Source organism: Paenibacillus sp. 1-18 (assembly GCF_000520755.1).
In the GTDB taxonomy this organism is placed as follows: domain Bacteria; phylum Bacillota; class Bacilli; order Paenibacillales; family Paenibacillaceae; genus Paenibacillus; species Paenibacillus brasilensis.
The window spans coordinates 21,227-37,566 of sequence record NZ_ASSB01000069.1; the positions used below are offsets into that span (position 1 = coordinate 21,227).

Genomic DNA, 16,340 nt, shown 5'->3' on the forward strand with positions numbered 1-16,340 from the left:
AGGGAGGTAACGGAATGCAGCCTTATTTTGTTGTATGTGGAGCTGCGGTGCTATTCGCTGTTCTTCTCATCATCCGTATACGACTGACACGAAGTTCCGGCAGCCGTACTGTGAGTGGAATTGAGATCGGGAATGGTCAAACGATTGGGAGTCGAAGCGAGCAGGATGATTATTTTGCAAGTATGACGACACCTGTCGGTACGCTGGCTGTGGTCGCAGATGGGATCAGCGGACTAGCCAATGGACGCATGTCCAGTACATTAGCTGTGACGACGTTTACGAAGGCGTTTGCCAAGCTGGAGGATGCATCGAATCTGAATGAGTATTTTGCCGGGGCGGCAAGCCAAAGCAACCGCAGCATTTTGCAAAATTTAAATGGGCAGGGCGGAGGAACGACGCTGGCGGCAGTCATTGTATGTGGCTATCGGCTGTATTATGGAGCGGTGGGCGACAGTCTGATTACGATTTACCGCAATGGACATTTCCAGACGGTCAATTCCAAGCATACAGCGGAAACCCTGCTGGAGGAACGCGTGCTGGCCGGACAAATGACCTCGGAGGAAGCCAAAACGAGCCCTGTACGCAATCAACTGGTCAACTATTTGGGCTATGAAGGCTTTGAGAGCATGGAGCTTGGTACTACACCGATTCGTCTGTATTCGGGCGATTATGTGCTGCTGTGCAGCGATGGCATCCAGGAGGCGTTGACGGAGATTGAACTCGAAGAGATCATGCGTAAAGGTGGCACACCGCAGGAAATGGCGGAAACCATGATCGACACCATTCATGATAAAGGCTTTAAAAGCCAGGATAACGCGACAGTACTTATTTTGGCGATAGGATGAAACAAGAAAGACGGGGGTAGCGATGCGCAAGGACAACAGCGATTTTAATACCGCCTTTGTGTCGGAAGCGGGCTCTTATATAGACAACCGGGACTATTTTGCATTCATGGAGACGGACGACATGGCCTGTTATGTCCTCGCAGACGGTCTGGATTCGGATCAGGAGCTGCGCAGCGCGGAAATGGTTGTCAAAACGGTGCTGGAAAATTTCATGGAGAAGCCTTCCATGTCCAAGCGGCGCCTGATGAGAGATCTGCGTGAAGCGCAGGAATGGCTGCAATTCGAAAGCCGCCGTGTTCGGCTCAAGGCCAGTCTGTTGATGGTCGTGACCAACTACAACAAAATGGTGTACGTTTCGTGTGGTAATGTGCGACTATATCATTTTCGAAATGGACGGCTTAATTTTCGCAGTAAGGATCATAGTCTGGCACAGTCATTGGCGGATGACGGACGCATTCCGGACGAAGCGACCAGTACTCACGAGGAACGGGGGAATCTGCTGGAGTATCTGGGAAATCCGAATGGGGTTCATGCCCATTATGCCAAAAAGACGCAGCTTGCAGATGGAGATGTCATGCTGCTGACCACATCCGGGATGTGGGAAGATGTTGAGCTGGCGGAAATGCTCGGTGCGCTGGAGGAAGCGAAAGACCCGGTCATGCTGACGGATACGCTGGAAGAGGTGCTGCTGAGCAAGCAGCGCCGGGCGGTGAACAATTATACAGCCGCAGCCATTTATGTAAATAAAGTGTTTCAGGAAAAGCCTAAAAACCGTCGCAAGCTGATCAAGGGAATTTTGATTGCTTTACTTGTTTTTATCGTTGTAGGCAGTGGAGCATGGATTACGCTGGCGCGCATGGCTGCGAATAAGGCAGCAGCATTGGAAACGATGATCGAATCGGCCCAGACGGCAGATGATTACGCAAGAGCAGGGGATTATGCGAAGGCGCTCAAGTCCTATAGCGAGGCGAAAAATGCGGCAGTTAAAATCAACGATAAGATCCATAAGAGATTGTATACGGGCGAGCAGAAGGTCTCTCAGCTGATGGTTGACGGGGATGGCTATGTGGAAAAGGCCGACTTTGCCAAAGCCGAAGCCAGCTACGAGAAAGCGCGAAAAAGCGCGGGACTGTACCCACCGTTTAATGTGAAGGATATTGAGCATAAAATTGATCAGCTGGATAGCTATGCCGAGACCGCGAGCTGGATGAAGGACGGAGATTTGAAATTTCAGGGCGGCGATTACACGAATGCGCTTAAGCTGTACAAAAAAGCAAACAAGGCTGCGATGGAATCCGGGTATACGTCCGCGCAAAAAGAGCTGGAAAAGAAGATTACCGAAACCAATGATAAATTGGCATCCATTCAGCAGCAGTTGAAGGAGATTCAAGCCGGCAAGCTTCAGGCCAAAGGAGATCGGCTGATGAAGGATCTCGATTATGAAGGAGCCATTGACGCCTATAGAGGGGCGCAGGAAATTTATCAGGATATTGATAAGCTCGAAAGCGTTCTGGCCATGGAGCGGAGCATCGCGAAGGCAGAGGAGAAACAGAGCGCGGAGCAGCAGAAAAATGGTCAGCTTCCAGCCGGGTTGGGGCTGTCTGACGGAGCGCTGGATGATACGGGCGCAGGGGATACAGCGGGCGCAGCTACGGCCCCCGAGGCTGCAACCCCTGCTGCAAAATCGCAAGCGAAGACTGCTGCGACGGGTTCAGCAGATGCTACAGCCGCTGCAGCCGCGAAGAAGGAAACCTCTTCGGCTGTGAAGAGCGGCAGTACGGGCGATGGAAATGCCGCTTCGGCAAAGGCTCCTGCCAGTAAGGAGCAGGGAGCTGCGGATTCTGCATCTAAAGCAGCGGGGGCGTCTGATTCGGCAGGTCAGGAGCAGGCTGCTGCGAACGGAAGTTAGGTTTTTCATGTTCAATGAATGCTGGGGCCGGAAAGGAGTGTAACGTCGTGAAAGAACTGGTGCAGGACCGTTTGAGCAAGATGGACGATCTGGAGCAGAGACGTTTACTGAAAAATATGATGGCGGGGGTGTTTATGAACCTCGTCGAATATCAGGAAGAGATGACCCGCCAGCTGGAACGGCGGGTATTTGAGGAAATAGAGAATACGGAAGAAAAGTTTGACGTGTATGTATCATTGACATCGCGTGAGGACTATGACCCGATTCATGAGTTTTTATATCCGGTGTTACCGTCCGATACGGAGGACAAAAAGGTGGACATCAGCCGTGTAGCTGAGGTGGTTCGCGAAGGCGGAGCGCTGCCACTGTTTACACTTTTTCTGGAAATGGAGACCGAACGAATCACAGCGCTGGTACACAGCAAGCGGATTTTTGCAGGAATGCTGGTTACGGAAACCGGAAATTATCCCATTCGTTTTCGTCTGGAGCACAATCGTTCCTATATTTTGGAAATTGAGAAGCTGTATCATATGTTTATGCAAAATGGTATGCCATGGAAAACAATTAATCACCCGTATGCTTATAAATTTGTTGATTGTGTGTTGATTGGAGGAGACGGGGAGCCCGCTGCCCATGAGGAAATTCACGAAATTACGATCTCATTGGAGGAATTCGACGTTTTTAAGAAGGGCGATGTTTTTCCGCTTTGGAACATTGAACGGTTATCTCTAAAGAACAGCGGTTTTCCGATACCCGCTATGGATCGTGTGAACTATGAGCATGTGCTGCCTCTGCGTAAAACAGGACCTGAGCATGGTTACCTGATCGACGGCGCTGAAGGGGATATTCGGTATATCAAGCGTACGGAAGAAGAACTGACGATTGTCACGCCACGAGATAAATCCGGCGAATGGAATGTGTTAAAGGTTACAAAGCCAGTAACGACAAGACTTAGCCGGCAGACGTATCCCGTATTGTCCAATCGGCGGCAGGACAGCTTTTTGGGACGCTATGCAGGCAAGCAGGCCGTGATTGTCCGGGCCAAAGCGGAAATCACGCGTATCGTTAATTCGTTTGAAGCAGCCCATGGACTGGAGCTGGAACGTGTGGACATCTGGGGAGGCACCGGTAGAAGTGATGTAAGCAATCTTGTAACCAAATCCCAGACGTATCCGCTGAACCCGTTTGTCAGCGATAATGTGCGGACCGAGGAAGGCAAGCAAATCATGCGGCTGGGGTTCAGACGCGGCTCTGAAGATGCTTCGCCAGTCTCACCAGCTTACATGTTATCTGACTTAATGAGCTTTCTCGTATCGGAAGTGCAGATGTATTTTCCAGAGTACAAATGTGAAGGAGAATGGGTGTGAATTACGTCTGGGATTTACTCATGCGTGCGCGGGAACAGGAGCTGGATGTGGATAGATTCCGTTTCGTACCCGCTGTCAGCTATTCTCCCTATATGGAGCTTAGTCTGGTAGATTTGAATACTTCCCAATTGGAGCAGGTGGTGGAAATCAATCCGTACTACCGCTTCTATTCTATTTTTCGGGACCTGTTTCCACCGGATATTGAAGATGATCTGGAGCTAAGGGAATCGCTATTTGATATCATGATGCATTTTCTGGCGGAAATTGATTTGTATCAAGGGATGAATCGGCGCGAGTATCATATCCGGTTTGTTCAGCGCGACATTGCTGACGGCATTTTTGGCTCGAAGGTGAAGGAAAGCTTTAAACAATTAAACCGCGAGGAACAGGATGCGATTGCCGAAGGACTGCTCCGCCTGTATGAGACAGGGGAAGCAGTGCATCTGTTAAAAGAAACGATGCGGCGTGTTTTTTATCGCTCGATCATTTATGCCAATTGTGAGGAGAAAGATGAATTGCTCGTTTATATCGGCCAGGAGAAAACGCAGCTGTCACGGCTGAAGGTGGATTTAATTCTGGATTTGTTTCTCCCGGCACGTTTTACGACTGAGCTGTATTGGACAAGTCATTTCGGCATTTTGGAGGCAGATCCTACGATGAAAATAGACGCTATCGCCCTCTATTAAAGGCCAAATGGCTCAGAAAGGACATGTGAACGATGAACGGACCCTATACATACAGGTTGCTTAACCCGCCCACTGATCAAAAAAGCGTTCGCTTCACAGCGAAATACACGCGGGCGGAATTGGAGCAGATGACGACCTTCCAGTTGCGCGGGATATGCGATAAGGAGCGTCTGGTCGAGGGCTTTGCCAATCGTCTGGCACGCGAAGAACTCATTCGTGTCATTTTGCGATTTCGGAGCGCAGAGGAGCATTTACTCATCACAAGACCCAACCCTGGCGGCTTTGAACGCATGGAATCAGCACTCCAGCGAAATTGGAATGACCGTCGACAGGAGAGCGGCGGCATCCGGGTTCCGGCTAAAATTACGCTGTATCAGGGTGTGCGGACAGGTCGCATGGACAACTATCGAATCGAGTCCGATCTGCCTTGGCTCAGCTCATCTAATGTGCTGTTGGTGAATGCGATGGGAGAACTGTGCGGTGTTTTGAATGTGGTGAAGGATGAGAGACTAGCAGGCGTATATTATCTATCGCGGCATCGCGATGCTGAACTGCGAGAGACGGCCAATCATAGCTATAGCCTGTTGTTTCTGCGAAGACAGGAATCAGAATATTTTTATAATCTCTACTATGGGGATAAGCCGCTGCTGCCCCTGAAGCTGCAGGGTCACCGAGTTCCAGTGGCAGAACTGATCATTCGGGGCACTGAAACAACAGATGCCGTACTGGCCATCGATTTTGGCACCTCGAACACAACGGCAGGAGCTTATTTGGATAGCTCCTATGTCACAGCCCCAGATACAGGCATGAGCAGCACGGTACAGCTGAACGCGATCAATTATGTGTCATTTCCCGGCCCGGCAGGTGCGGAAGGCGACTGGATCGAGGTTCTACCGACTGCTATTCGTGTGGCGGACTGCACCAATCCGGAGCATATCGTGTATGTCTTCGGGGAGGAAGCATTGCGTGGAACAGACGTGGCGGGCAGCCGTGCAACGGTATTTCGGGGCATTAAGCGTTGGGTCAATGATTACAAGCGAATCGAGGAATTAATGGATTCCGAGGGGAATACAGCGACCGCTTCCCGCTGCGATATTTTGGCGGCATTTATCCGTTATGTGATAGGCACCGCCGAGCAGCAATTTAAGTGCCGGTTTCGCAATCTGCATTTTTCTGCTCCAGTCAAGCTACAGCCACAGTTTATTGAGATGTTTACTGACATATTGCCAGACTATCGGATTGAAGCGGAGGATGCGCTGGACGAAGGGCTGGCTGTGCTGTACAACACGCTGGCAGACCAGATGGAGCGAGGAACTTTTGCGGACGGTGAGGAATATCAGGCACTTGTCATTGATTGTGGCGGAGGCACGACGGATTTGTCATCCTGCCGATTCCGGATTGAGGATGGACGTATTGCTTACAAGCTGGATATTCACACGACGTATGAAAATGGCGATACCAATTTTGGCGGAAACAATCTGACGTATCGGATTATGCAATTTATGAAAATTGTGTTTGCAGGTTATTATGCAGCCGAAACCCGGTTGCCTGATACCGATATAGATGCCCTGATCGGCATTCCTTCAGGGGATTTGTACCGTCATGTGGATGAGTTTGGCGTAGATGCTGTTTATGCAGGACTGGAAGAGCGTTATCGTGAGGCAGAGGCTATTTTGCCTACGGCGTTCAAACGGTACGAGCATGCCACGCGGGATGAATATCAGCGGGTGCTGAGTAATTTTCATCTGCTGTGGAGTGCGGCAGAAAATATGAAAAAGGAGTTTTTTCTGCGTACAGGCATATTGCGCAGTCGCTTTGAGTCTGAACAGGTGTTATCAGCCGAAAGTGACTTGAACATTGCGGTGCTGGACCGTTGGCTGGTTTCAGTCATCGAGAACGGACGCTTCCGCGATGAATATGGCTTGCCTGATGTGGTGTTTAACATTCGGGAAATACAACTGCTGCTCAAAGCGGATATCTATAATATTGTGCGCAAGTTTCTGGATGACTTCTATCAGGAGGGACGCTTGCAGGATTATTCCATTATCAAGCTGACCGGGCAGTCCTGCCGGATTGACGTATTTCGCGAAGCACTAAAGGAATTTGTGCCAGGGCGCAGCATTGAATTCCGGCAGAAAGCGGAAGACCTGAGCCGGGTGCCTGAGCTGAAAATGGCCTGCCTGCGTGGAGCTATTCGTTACCTGAATGCCAAAAAAATGGGCACAATTGAGCCTGTCATTACCAATCATATTCCGGCTATTCCGTACACTGTCAGCGCCTGGACGCATACGGGGCGTGAAAAAGAGCTGATTGCCAGCCTGGAAAGCAATCGGGTGCGCGGCTCCATTTCCCGGCCGTCTCATGCGGCTGAGGTGGAATTTTTCCTGACGGCCAGCGGCGGCAAGCTGCGTCAGCGCCATGTGTACCGCAGCCGGCCGGAAGCCTTTGAGCCCATGCCGTATGAGGAAATCGCCGTGCTGTACGGGCGGGATATCCCGCAGGATGATACCGACTCCATCCGCAATGAGGAGACGAAATATTTTGTTTTTGCCGGCGACAGCCGTTGGGGCTTTTATGTAGTACCGATTACTCGTCGAGATGAATTGTTGCATCTGGGGCCCAAACGCTTTTTTGCCTTCGAAAATGATCTTTCCGAACTGGATTTCTTTGACGGTACGAAGTAGGAAACTGAGGATTTTTCAAAATCCAGAATATGAAAAGTACACACAACACTTGGAGGGGATAACATGCTGTATGCGGGTTTTTGGAAACGAACTTTGGCTTATATCATTGATAGCTTTATTTTAGGATTTGTATTTATGATTATTGGGTTGATCTGGGGCGTAATTCAGGTCTTTGGGAATTCGATGCCATCCCCGACAGAAACCTCTGTACTGACAGACGGACTTCCTGCTATTTTTACAATGAAATTATTAGGCCAGACTTTGCTGAATTTGGGGATTTCATGGCTGTATTTTGCACTTATGGAATCGTCCAAATGCAGAGCTACGGTGGGCAAGCTGGCCCTTGGAATCGTCGTGGTAGATGAATTTAACCAAAAGCTCAGCTTTGGACGTGCGAGTGCTCGTTACTGGAGTAAGTTAATTTCCTACATTATTTTGTGGATCGGCTTTATCATGACGGCTTTCACCGCCAAAAAACAAGCCCTCCATGATCTGATCGCCCATACCTATGTTGTGGACAAACGCGAGTTGAATTACATCCTTCAGATGCAGGCAGAGCGAAACAGTCATGGAAACGTCTAAATGTAAAGGAAGGGTCGGCAAGCTGTCTGTAAGGATTGCTGTGGCGGATGATAACAATGAAAAAGAATCCTTTGTACACTCCAAGGCCCGTTACTGGAGTCAAGTGACTAGCTTCTTCACTAAATCTATCGGTCATATTATGGCAGCTTTAACTGCTAAGAAGCCGAATGCTCTTGGTAAATCCGGTCGCTCAGTTGTGTTGAACCATTCGACGATTCCAGAGGTGACTGTTCCGGCTCCTGCGCCCGGTGTAAATCGGTTGTCCGTTCCCTTGAATAAAGAAGAGTAGCCCAAGAAGTCAACATAGATAATCTGTAAACCGCACGGAGCAGAAAAAACACGAAGGAAGGAGGAGACCACGATGCTAACTCATATTGTTCCGAAGTTCGAGAAAGGACGTATTCTCAAAACCGAGATGCTGGAGAACCTGCGGGACTACCCCCGCAGCTTTCTCGATATCCGGTATCAGGATTATTCGGATGGCATCATTACCGGAATGAACGTGACCGTCGGGGAACACGCGCTGACCGTAGGCAGAGGCATTGTGAAACATAAGGGCAGACTGTACCTGCTAGAGCAGGAGCAGGAAGTGCCATATACAGCCACCGGGCGGCTGTCGGTGTTGAAGCTGCTCTTTTTGGAACAAACAGATCGCCCGGATTTCACCGCTCATCATGCAGATATCGTGCTGGAGGAAGAGGCAGAGATCGGTCTGAATGAGATAGAGCTGGGCAGATTCAAGCTTAAAGATGGAGCTGTACTTCGCTCCAACTATCAGGATTTTGCCGACATGGCTACCGAATTCAATACATGGAGTGATATCCATGCTCCCTTTTCGGGCCTGAAGCAGAGTACATTGCGTCCAGAGACGATGTGGTACTTCGCATCCGAACTGCTAAAAAGTGGTGCAACAGATCCGATGGACTGTATGTTTGCGCTGATGTGCCTGAATTTGGAAGCCATGGACAGGGAGTCTATTCAGTATTACATCGCTAATAGAAGCGGTACGGAGTACAGGGATTATTCTCCTGCTCAGCTCCATAGGCAGCTGGTGCTGATCCTAGAGGGAGTCGGGCGGGGTAAGCGCACAGCAGGCCGCTGGCAAGGCGGCGGAGTCGGGCGGATGATTGTGGATTAGTCAATATGCGGAGGAGGAATAGACAGTGAAATATGAGGATGAAAAGATTTTGGCCTTGATCAATGAAGCCGAGAAGTTGAACAAACCACGGAATATTCTTGCGGGACCTGTTAGGATCGGAGATCAGGATTATGAATTTGCTGAACGTTTCTTTTTTTCTGACATGCTAAAGCTGCACATCCCGAAAACATTTGAACCGATGTCCATAACTATGCAAAAGATTAAATATCCTCATGAGCAGCGCCCGGAAATTGTTTTAACCAATCAACCGGGCAGTGTGAATATTACGTTAAATCGCGTAGATCAGAAATTGCAGGATGAATGGGTAGAACGATTGACTTCAGGAATGAAGGCGATGTTGAAAAAGATGAGTCCAGCCAATGTGTTTTACGATGAGCAAGTCGAGTCGGTTAATGGTAAGCGGATCGGCTATTTCGATTTTAAAAGCCCTGCGCTGGATGAACCCGCGTACCACATGATGTTTTACTTTGAATTGTCTGGCGAGACAGTTATGGGTAGCTTTAACTGTCCTTATAAACAGTATACAGAGTGGCGCGACATTGTATTGCAGATCATCCGATCCATTCATACGATAGCTCCAGAGGAAGGAGAGGAAACATCCGAATGAGTAATCTTGTCTATACTTCCGCAGATATTAAGGTAGCCCCCTATCAGTTTGAGCATATTTTGGATATGCAATTGATTAAACAATTAAATGAACATGTGAAATTTTCTATTCGAGGCATCATTGCTGAAGAAAAGCTGGATAAATATGTTGAAGGAGCCGATGAGGACGAGCAGATTGAAGTTTTTTTGAAAAATGCAGAGCGGAATGTCGGGTTATTTCAAGGAGTTGTTATGGATATTTCGGTAAAAGCCGTGAATGGTGTCAGAGAATTAACGATTCAAGCGGTAAGCTCTACATTTCGGATGGATATTCAAAAAAGGCGCCGTTCCTTTCAGAATACGGGACAATCTTACAAGCAGCTATTTTCGCATGTCACAGATTCGTATGCTCGTGCAGAAATGATTGATGAAGCTTCTCAAGGCGCTTCCGTTGGCGAGCTGCTGGTTCAATATCATGAAACCGACTGGGCCTTTATGAAGCGGGTTGCTTCGCGGTTACACGCATCCCTGGTGCCAATCTCCATGCAGCAAGGCTTGAAATATGTAGTCGGGATACCGGACATGGGAGAGCCACAGCATTTAGATGAACACAACTACAGGATCCAAAAAGATTTGAAAGAACACAAGCTGAAATCAGAAAATGGATTACCAGAACTAAGCGAGCATAACAGCTTGAGTTATGAAGTCACCAGCTACAAAGTACTGGAATTGGCCAGCGAAGTGATCTTCCAAAAGCGAAAGCTATACATCGCCCGTGCTGAAACCGTCCTTGACGGGAACGTGATCGTAAGTCGCTATGTGCTGCGGGATTCAGAGGGGATGAAATGTCCTACTACGTTTGCATATGACTTGTCTGGAGCATCACTGTTCGGTACAGTGAGTGACATTTCCAAGGATCAGGTGAAAATAAAACTAGAAATTGATCGAGGTTCCTCTGCGTCAGGTGCAAAGTGGTTCTCTTATTCCACTGTATATTCTTCTCCGGATGGAAGCGGTTGGTATGTGATGCCGGAAGTGGGGGATCAAATACGCCTGTATTTCCCCGATGAACGAGAGCAGCATGCGTTTGCGGCCAGTTCCGTAGATCTGGCATCCTCTGATCCGGTCAAACGAAGCGATCCTTCCATTAAAAGCATTAGCACCAAATATGGAAAGCAGGTTGTTTTCAAGCCGGGTGCGGTAGAGATTATCAACAGCGGAAAAATGCTGATGCGCCTTACGGATGAAGGAGGTATTGAAATCAAAAGTGATAAAAAAATTACCATGAAGGCTGATGACGATATCGAGATTAAGGGTGAAACCAAAATACTCATTGAGGGTAAAGAAGGTATTCAATTCAAACAGGCGGGTGCGACGCTTGATATTGTGAATGATATCACCTTAACCGGTGGTAAGGTACACATTGAATGAAGCTCATGGATCGGGACGCTGCCTTGCAGGATTTTTTGGGAAAATATGTGCTGGAAGCATGGACAGGCGATATTCCCCTTATTGAAGATTACTATCAAAAGCACGGGGAAGAGATACAAGAGGAACTGCTGCGTGCGGTGGAAACGGTGTGCCTTAAGGCAGCATCTCAGCAGCAGGAAGGAAATAAAGGGGATATTCGCTACATGTACATTTCCTTGATGCGAACCAGTATCATGGCGGGGAAAGTACAATATCGCATAGATGCCTATGACCAGAATTGGTTCCTGGATTCGGTCGAATGCTCAGCCATGTGGTCAGCCGACTTTGTGTTTCAACCGTTACTGAACCGGATGACGGAGTGGGAAACGGTAAAAGGCGCGTATGCCCGCAAGATTACGACCATGGATCTGGAGCAAATACAGCAAATCGAGGCTGTCAAGTATCACGTACTGACTATTGCTTTTTTGAAAAGTATGGTGTCCACACTGATCGATAGCAAGGTCATGCACGCTATGAAAAAAGCAGCCGGGTTTACCTTGTATGCCGGAGAGTACAGAGATGAGAGTGATCCGTTGTGTCAGTTGGAACATCAAGGGGATCCAAACTCAGCGGAGGGGGCGGAAGAGCGATGGATTATTTTCTCCTAAAGCAAGACCCACGATATACGGATGTGCCCGTATTGCAGAATGTAACTGAGAAAATCGATCCGTGGAAGCTACAGAATTTACAGCCGGACGATCTGGTCGAAAAAGCACTAATGCTCCATGTAATGTCAGGGCCAGACAGCCGATTTCTGGATTTTATGGAAGGCCCTTTTCCATTAGTATCGGAAGCTTTTATGAAGCTATTGAAAGCGTATTGTGCCGATATCCCATTTAAACTGACGGTTTTGGCCAACGTAAAGCATCGTCAGATGAAAAACTATCATATTCCCTTTGTAGAATTGGTAGAAGCCCTCCATCCGGCTAGCGAATGGAACCAAGATCGAAGTGTTTTAAAGAACATGATTTTACTTCAGGAACCCATTCGGAACAAGAAGGTGTTCCGTATACAAGAAGGGCGAAAATGGCGGATCATCGTTCGTCTGGATGTGGCGGAGAGTATTCTGCGACGTGATTTTTTGGGAATCAGGATGGAAAAAGCCCAATTAGAGTAGAGGGGGAGGTAGAACATGCCCGAAGATGAGTATTATATTGTCCGGGGAGCCTGCATGAACTGCCAGTGCGGAAGTCATCCTCGCAAAATTAATTTGCCGGTCAGTCATGGTTCCTATGTGAACCAAAAACCGATGATGAATCAGGGCGACTACACAGAAGAAAATGTACCTCATTTTGGAATTTGCAGTAGCCCGGATAACCCAAGTACGGAAACCATATACCTGATTGCAGAGAATGGACAAACCATATCCGGCAAACCCTGCAAACCTCAGCTTTTAGAACCATGGATGAACACAAAAGAGAATACGAAAGTAGAAGGACAACCGGCACTGACCACCTCCTCATATCAAAGGTGCTTGTATCTGGGATATATTCGGTTCTCTACTACCGGGCAACAAGAAGAATAGCGGGGAGGTGTCAAAGATGTTAGGATATCATCAGATAAAAGTGGCTTCGCCATATCCGATTCAACACCTTAGCGATCTCAGCATCGACTGGAAGCCTGGAGAGCATGGTCGTGTCATCATCAAGGGAACGAGTGAAGAAGCTCATCAAATCAATGCCGCTCTGCAAGCTTCCTCTGATGATCACATTCATGTATACGCCCAAGACGGCGAGCGGAAAGTGACCTTGTTCAAGGGAATCGTGAATAAGGTGGAAGTGACACACAGCCAAGGTGTCCATACGGTGGGCATAGAAGGAATAAGCGGATCCTTTCAACTTGATGTTCAAAAAAGAAAGCGTTCCTTTCCAGAAGAGAAGCAGACCTATTCGCAGTTGATCGGTAAACTGATTCAGGGCTATGAACAAAACGACGTGCTGTATCACACCGGGGGCAAGGCCGTTGTAGGAGAAGCAATTCTTCAATATGAAGAGACGGATTGGGAATTGGTAAAGCGGCTGGCGAGCCGCTTACACACGATAGTCGTCTGTGATATATTGGAATCAGCGAAGGCCAAGCTGCACTTTGGTTTGCCAACAGGAGTTATGCGGAGTGTGGATGAGAGGACGCCGTATCAGGCAAGCAAGGACCTTTGGGCGTACCAGCAGGCAGGTGGAAGCTCGGCGGGACTGCATGACACTGACTTCTTCACCTATGAAATTGAGACAGGCGAGCTTTTTGAATTGGGAGATTCTGTGCGGTTTCGAAATAAGGAAATGATCGTAAGTGAAATGAGCGCTCGCATGAACAAAGGGCAGTTGGTCTTCAGGTATAAGCTATCCAGACCGGATGGAATTCGAAGTGAACCGATCCCGAATCCACAGACGATAGGTATCTCTCTGGAGGGAGACGTGCTGGATGTGCGGGGAGAAGAAGTCAAGTTGCGTCTGGCGATTGACAAGGACGATGGGGTTTCCGACCCGCATTGGTATCCATTTGCTCCCCCGACAGGAAGCGCGATGTATTGTATGCCGCAGGTCGGTACGAAGGCGAGTCTGTATGTTCCAGATGCTTCGGGCTCCCGGGCGATGATCCTTGGTTCGGTTCGAACGAACGGAGGCAGTAGTGAAAAGACGGGGGATGCAAATAACCGATATTTTGGAACAGAGCATGGAAGTGAGTTGAAGCTGGGACCGGATGTAGTACATATTATGGGAGATCCGGGCGGAGCGTTGCAACTGAGCCTGAATGATGCGAGCGGCATTGAGATCAAGAGTCCGAAGAAACTGACGATCCAGGCTGATCTGGAATTGAGTCTTTATACACCCAAACAAATTGTATTCCAATGCAACAGCCAACTGATGGCCTATCAGACCGGAGGAAGCACAGGGATATCGGTAGAGAGTGAATACCATCTACTGGGGGAAAACGTCAAGGCAGAAGGAAGCGATCGAACTGCATACCCGCCGTTTGATGACGAGCCCAAAGAGGGGAAACCACCGGAACCTCCGGCACCGCCAGAACCGGATCCATTTGATTGGGGAAAACTGCTGACGAATGTAGCGATAGGAATAGCAGTGGTAGTGGCCGTAGCGGCTGTTGCTGTGCTGACGGTGGCGACGTTAGGAACGGCCACGATGGTGGCGGTAGGCGTAGGAGCCGTCATGCTAGGAACGGCAGGAGTGGTTGGACAAGCGGTATCGGATTATAGGAGTGGTGAAGTCAGCGATGTAATGGACTATGCCACGACCGCAGTGAGAGAGAGCGCGATAGGAGCAGTGTCAGGAGCGTTGTTTGGTCCTTTAGGAGTAAGTGGCACTCTGCTGGGCAGGATGGGCGTTGGTGGAGGAATCGGGATATTCGAGAATTCAGCCAGCCAATTGTTGCAGGGGAAAGAGTTCAGTTGGAAGGAAGTAGCGATAGCCGGAGCGGTGGGATTCGTGAGTGCAGGAATATTTGACCCCAAGGTGCTGGGAGCCGTAGGAGGAGCGTTAAAGACAGGAGCCAAGAAAGGGGCAGAACTGCTAAATGCAGGAGCGAAGAAAGGATCTGAGTGGTTAACAGCAGGGCTGAAGGGTGTACAGAATGGATATAGTCGTACGGTCAGTAAGCTGAAATCAGCGGGGAGTGAAATCGCCGGAGCCATCAGTCAGGCGTCGAGCCATGTCAATCCGAAGAACTATGGGGTCTTGGATACGGGAATGGGAGCCAAGGTTATTGGAAAAGTAGGGGACGAGCCGCTGTTCAGTTTAGGTGGAAATGGTGGAGGTAGGAGAGTGGAGGAGACAGTAGATACCACGCCTCCCAATTCGAATAAACCAAAGGAGAATCCGCCTGAGGGGACGGGAAATGTTAATCTAACAGAACCTTCTTTACCTAAAGGTGGAAAACCTAAAGGGAACTATACAAAAGGTGACTCACACGGTATTAAGAAAGAGAGCGAAACAGCCGATCTAATGGCAGATCAAGGATATGACATTGAAATGCTAGATGAAGTAAACGGTGGTAATGGATACGGAATAAAAGAGTCGTCAAATCCAGATTTCTTAATTGAAGGTAAGGTATTTGACTGTTATGCACCAACAATAGAAACAAATGTAGATAATATTCTTAGAAACACAACAAAAAAGACTAAAACACAAGCAGAAAGAATAGTTCTAAATTTAGATCAGTTCCCTTCTGAAAAAGTCGCCGAAATTATTCAAGGGATTTTAAGAAAAGCAAATCCAAACGGTGATTTAAAGAACTTGAAAGAACTATTTATTGTGAAAGATGGGGAAATTACACGAGTATTTGGGGGATAGAAGTGAATGGATTATGAATTGTTTTTACTATCTAATGTAGGTAATAATTCATTAGGTGAGATGCTGGAAAGATTTACGACTGAGTATGCGAACAAGAAGGCATCATTGAGTTGTAACGATGAGGAAATAGTTATTGGGTCTGAGCTATTTTCATTGGCTCTTGAAATTGAAGATATTTCTGATATCGCTTTTGTTAGAAATCATTATAACTTAGATGTAAATATTTGTATCAGAATTCAATTGTTTGGAAATACATTTTATCAAGGACTAGAGCTTTTGTTTAAAATTATGGGGAGGCTTATAAGACATATTGATGGAAATCTATTATTTCTAGAAGATGGTTCAGCTCAGTTGCTTAGAATTGAGAATGGTCAGCTAATTGTCAATAACGCTTTAGACCAGTATCAGACGAAATATTTAACCCCAAGTCTACTTAGTCTACTTGATCGTCCTTACATTGAAAAAGAATTGTCAAACTAAGATGTAAATGTGCATCAATCTGTGGGGCTACCCAGTCCCGAATGAATACATCATTCAACCAATAACAAATATAACCCATGTAATTCCCGTGTGAAGATTTCACCAATTTATTTGTACGCACATCAAATGCTTGAAAAGTATAACCTAAATAACGCTATTCCGAGATTTATGTTTGCAGTAACCTTGTCACCTGAGGAAGTAAAGGTTGAGCTGACCAGGCTTATAAATAGTTACACGCCTGTTGAATAACCACAAAATGGTAGAAAAAA

General features: G+C 47.8%; 15 protein-coding genes. All 15 read left to right on the forward strand.

The genetic code is table 11. From position 1 onward, the window contains the following. Window positions 1-14: 14 nt before the first annotated feature. The 15 genes from L693_RS0104855 (at window position 15) to L693_RS0104925 (ending at window position 16,071) form a co-directional block, all read left to right on the forward strand. Window positions 15-845, forward strand: coding sequence for a PP2C family protein-serine/threonine phosphatase (locus L693_RS0104855; protein ID WP_025716306.1), 831 nt, complete (start codon window positions 15-17; stop codon window positions 843-845). A 22-nt stretch (window positions 846-867) separates the two neighbouring features. Beyond that, window positions 868-2,754 (forward strand): PP2C family protein-serine/threonine phosphatase, encoded by a 1,887-nt coding sequence (locus L693_RS0104860; RefSeq protein WP_025716307.1) that lies wholly within the window; start codon window positions 868-870, stop codon window positions 2,752-2,754. Between the two features lie 47 nt (window positions 2,755-2,801). After that, complete coding sequence (locus tag L693_RS0104865) at window positions 2,802-4,121, forward strand: hypothetical protein (protein ID WP_025716308.1); 1,320 nt, start codon at window positions 2,802-2,804, stop codon at window positions 4,119-4,121. Beyond that, window positions 4,118-4,807 carry a hypothetical protein gene (locus L693_RS0104870; protein ID WP_025716309.1) on the forward strand — a complete coding sequence of 230 codons (690 nt, stop codon included), beginning with the start codon at window positions 4,118-4,120 and terminating at the stop codon, window positions 4,805-4,807. The genes L693_RS0104865 and L693_RS0104870 overlap by 4 nt, the downstream gene beginning before the upstream one ends. A gap of 32 nt (window positions 4,808-4,839) precedes the next feature. Further along, complete coding sequence (locus L693_RS0104875; protein WP_025716310.1) at window positions 4,840-7,491, forward strand: molecular chaperone; 2,652 nt, start codon at window positions 4,840-4,842, stop codon at window positions 7,489-7,491. 63 nt (window positions 7,492-7,554) lie between these two features. Then, complete coding sequence (locus L693_RS0104880) at window positions 7,555-8,073, forward strand: RDD family protein (RefSeq protein ID WP_025716311.1); 519 nt, start codon at window positions 7,555-7,557, stop codon at window positions 8,071-8,073. Continuing rightward, window positions 8,060-8,362, forward strand: coding sequence for a hypothetical protein (locus L693_RS31035; RefSeq protein ID WP_025716312.1), 303 nt, complete (start codon window positions 8,060-8,062; stop codon window positions 8,360-8,362). The genes L693_RS0104880 and L693_RS31035 overlap by 14 nt, the downstream gene beginning before the upstream one ends. Window positions 8,363-8,434: 72 nt before the next feature. After that, entirely contained in the window at window positions 8,435-9,211 is a 777-nt protein-coding gene (locus tag L693_RS0104890) for a hypothetical protein (protein ID WP_025716313.1), read from the forward strand. A gap of 25 nt (window positions 9,212-9,236) precedes the next feature. Beyond that, window positions 9,237-9,839, forward strand: coding sequence for a hypothetical protein (locus tag L693_RS0104895; protein WP_025716314.1), 603 nt, complete (start codon window positions 9,237-9,239; stop codon window positions 9,837-9,839). Beyond that, complete coding sequence (locus L693_RS0104900) at window positions 9,836-11,248, forward strand: phage baseplate assembly protein V (protein WP_025716315.1); 1,413 nt, start codon at window positions 9,836-9,838, stop codon at window positions 11,246-11,248. The genes L693_RS0104895 and L693_RS0104900 overlap by 4 nt, the downstream gene beginning before the upstream one ends. Next, the gene (locus L693_RS0104905; protein ID WP_025716316.1) at window positions 11,245-11,895 is read left to right on the forward strand and encodes a hypothetical protein; all 651 of its coding nucleotides are present in this window, start codon (window positions 11,245-11,247) and stop codon (window positions 11,893-11,895) included. The genes L693_RS0104900 and L693_RS0104905 overlap by 4 nt, the downstream gene beginning before the upstream one ends. After that, a complete protein-coding gene (locus L693_RS0104910; RefSeq protein ID WP_025716317.1) occupies window positions 11,877-12,404 on the forward strand; it encodes a hypothetical protein in 528 nt (175 codons plus the stop codon). The genes L693_RS0104905 and L693_RS0104910 overlap by 19 nt, the downstream gene beginning before the upstream one ends. 15 nt (window positions 12,405-12,419) lie before the next feature. Continuing rightward, complete coding sequence (locus L693_RS0104915; protein ID WP_025716318.1) at window positions 12,420-12,812, forward strand: DUF4280 domain-containing protein; 393 nt, start codon at window positions 12,420-12,422, stop codon at window positions 12,810-12,812. 16 nt (window positions 12,813-12,828) lie between these two features. After that, the gene (locus L693_RS31040) at window positions 12,829-15,591 is read left to right on the forward strand and encodes a hypothetical protein (RefSeq protein WP_025716319.1); all 2,763 of its coding nucleotides are present in this window, start codon (window positions 12,829-12,831) and stop codon (window positions 15,589-15,591) included. 6 nt (window positions 15,592-15,597) lie between these two features. Then, window positions 15,598-16,071 (forward strand): hypothetical protein, encoded by a 474-nt coding sequence (locus L693_RS0104925; protein ID WP_025716320.1) that lies wholly within the window; start codon window positions 15,598-15,600, stop codon window positions 16,069-16,071. The last annotated feature ends 269 nt before the right edge of the window (window positions 16,072-16,340 follow it).

Excerpts from the sequence above, each read along its gene's own strand:
- L693_RS0104855 (WP_025716306.1), top strand. The coding sequence starts at position 15 with ATGCAGCCTTATTTTGTTGTATGTGGAGCTGCGGTGCTATTCGCTGTT.
- L693_RS0104860 (WP_025716307.1), top strand. The coding sequence starts at position 868 with ATGCGCAAGGACAACAGCGATTTTAATACCGCCTTTGTGTCGGAAGCG.
- L693_RS0104875 (WP_025716310.1), top strand. The coding sequence starts at position 4,840 with ATGAACGGACCCTATACATACAGGTTGCTTAACCCGCCCACTGATCAA.
- L693_RS0104880 (WP_025716311.1), top strand. The coding sequence starts at position 7,555 with ATGCTGTATGCGGGTTTTTGGAAACGAACTTTGGCTTATATCATTGAT.
- L693_RS31035 (WP_025716312.1), top strand. The coding sequence starts at position 8,060 with ATGGAAACGTCTAAATGTAAAGGAAGGGTCGGCAAGCTGTCTGTAAGG.
- L693_RS0104890 (WP_025716313.1), top strand. The coding sequence starts at position 8,435 with ATGCTAACTCATATTGTTCCGAAGTTCGAGAAAGGACGTATTCTCAAA.
- L693_RS0104900 (WP_025716315.1), top strand. The coding sequence starts at position 9,836 with ATGAGTAATCTTGTCTATACTTCCGCAGATATTAAGGTAGCCCCCTAT.
- L693_RS0104905 (WP_025716316.1), top strand. The coding sequence starts at position 11,245 with ATGAAGCTCATGGATCGGGACGCTGCCTTGCAGGATTTTTTGGGAAAA.
- L693_RS0104910 (WP_025716317.1), top strand. The coding sequence starts at position 11,877 with ATGGATTATTTTCTCCTAAAGCAAGACCCACGATATACGGATGTGCCC.
- L693_RS0104915 (WP_025716318.1), top strand. The coding sequence starts at position 12,420 with ATGCCCGAAGATGAGTATTATATTGTCCGGGGAGCCTGCATGAACTGC.
- L693_RS31040 (WP_025716319.1), top strand. The coding sequence starts at position 12,829 with ATGTTAGGATATCATCAGATAAAAGTGGCTTCGCCATATCCGATTCAA.
- L693_RS0104925 (WP_025716320.1), top strand. The coding sequence starts at position 15,598 with ATGGATTATGAATTGTTTTTACTATCTAATGTAGGTAATAATTCATTA.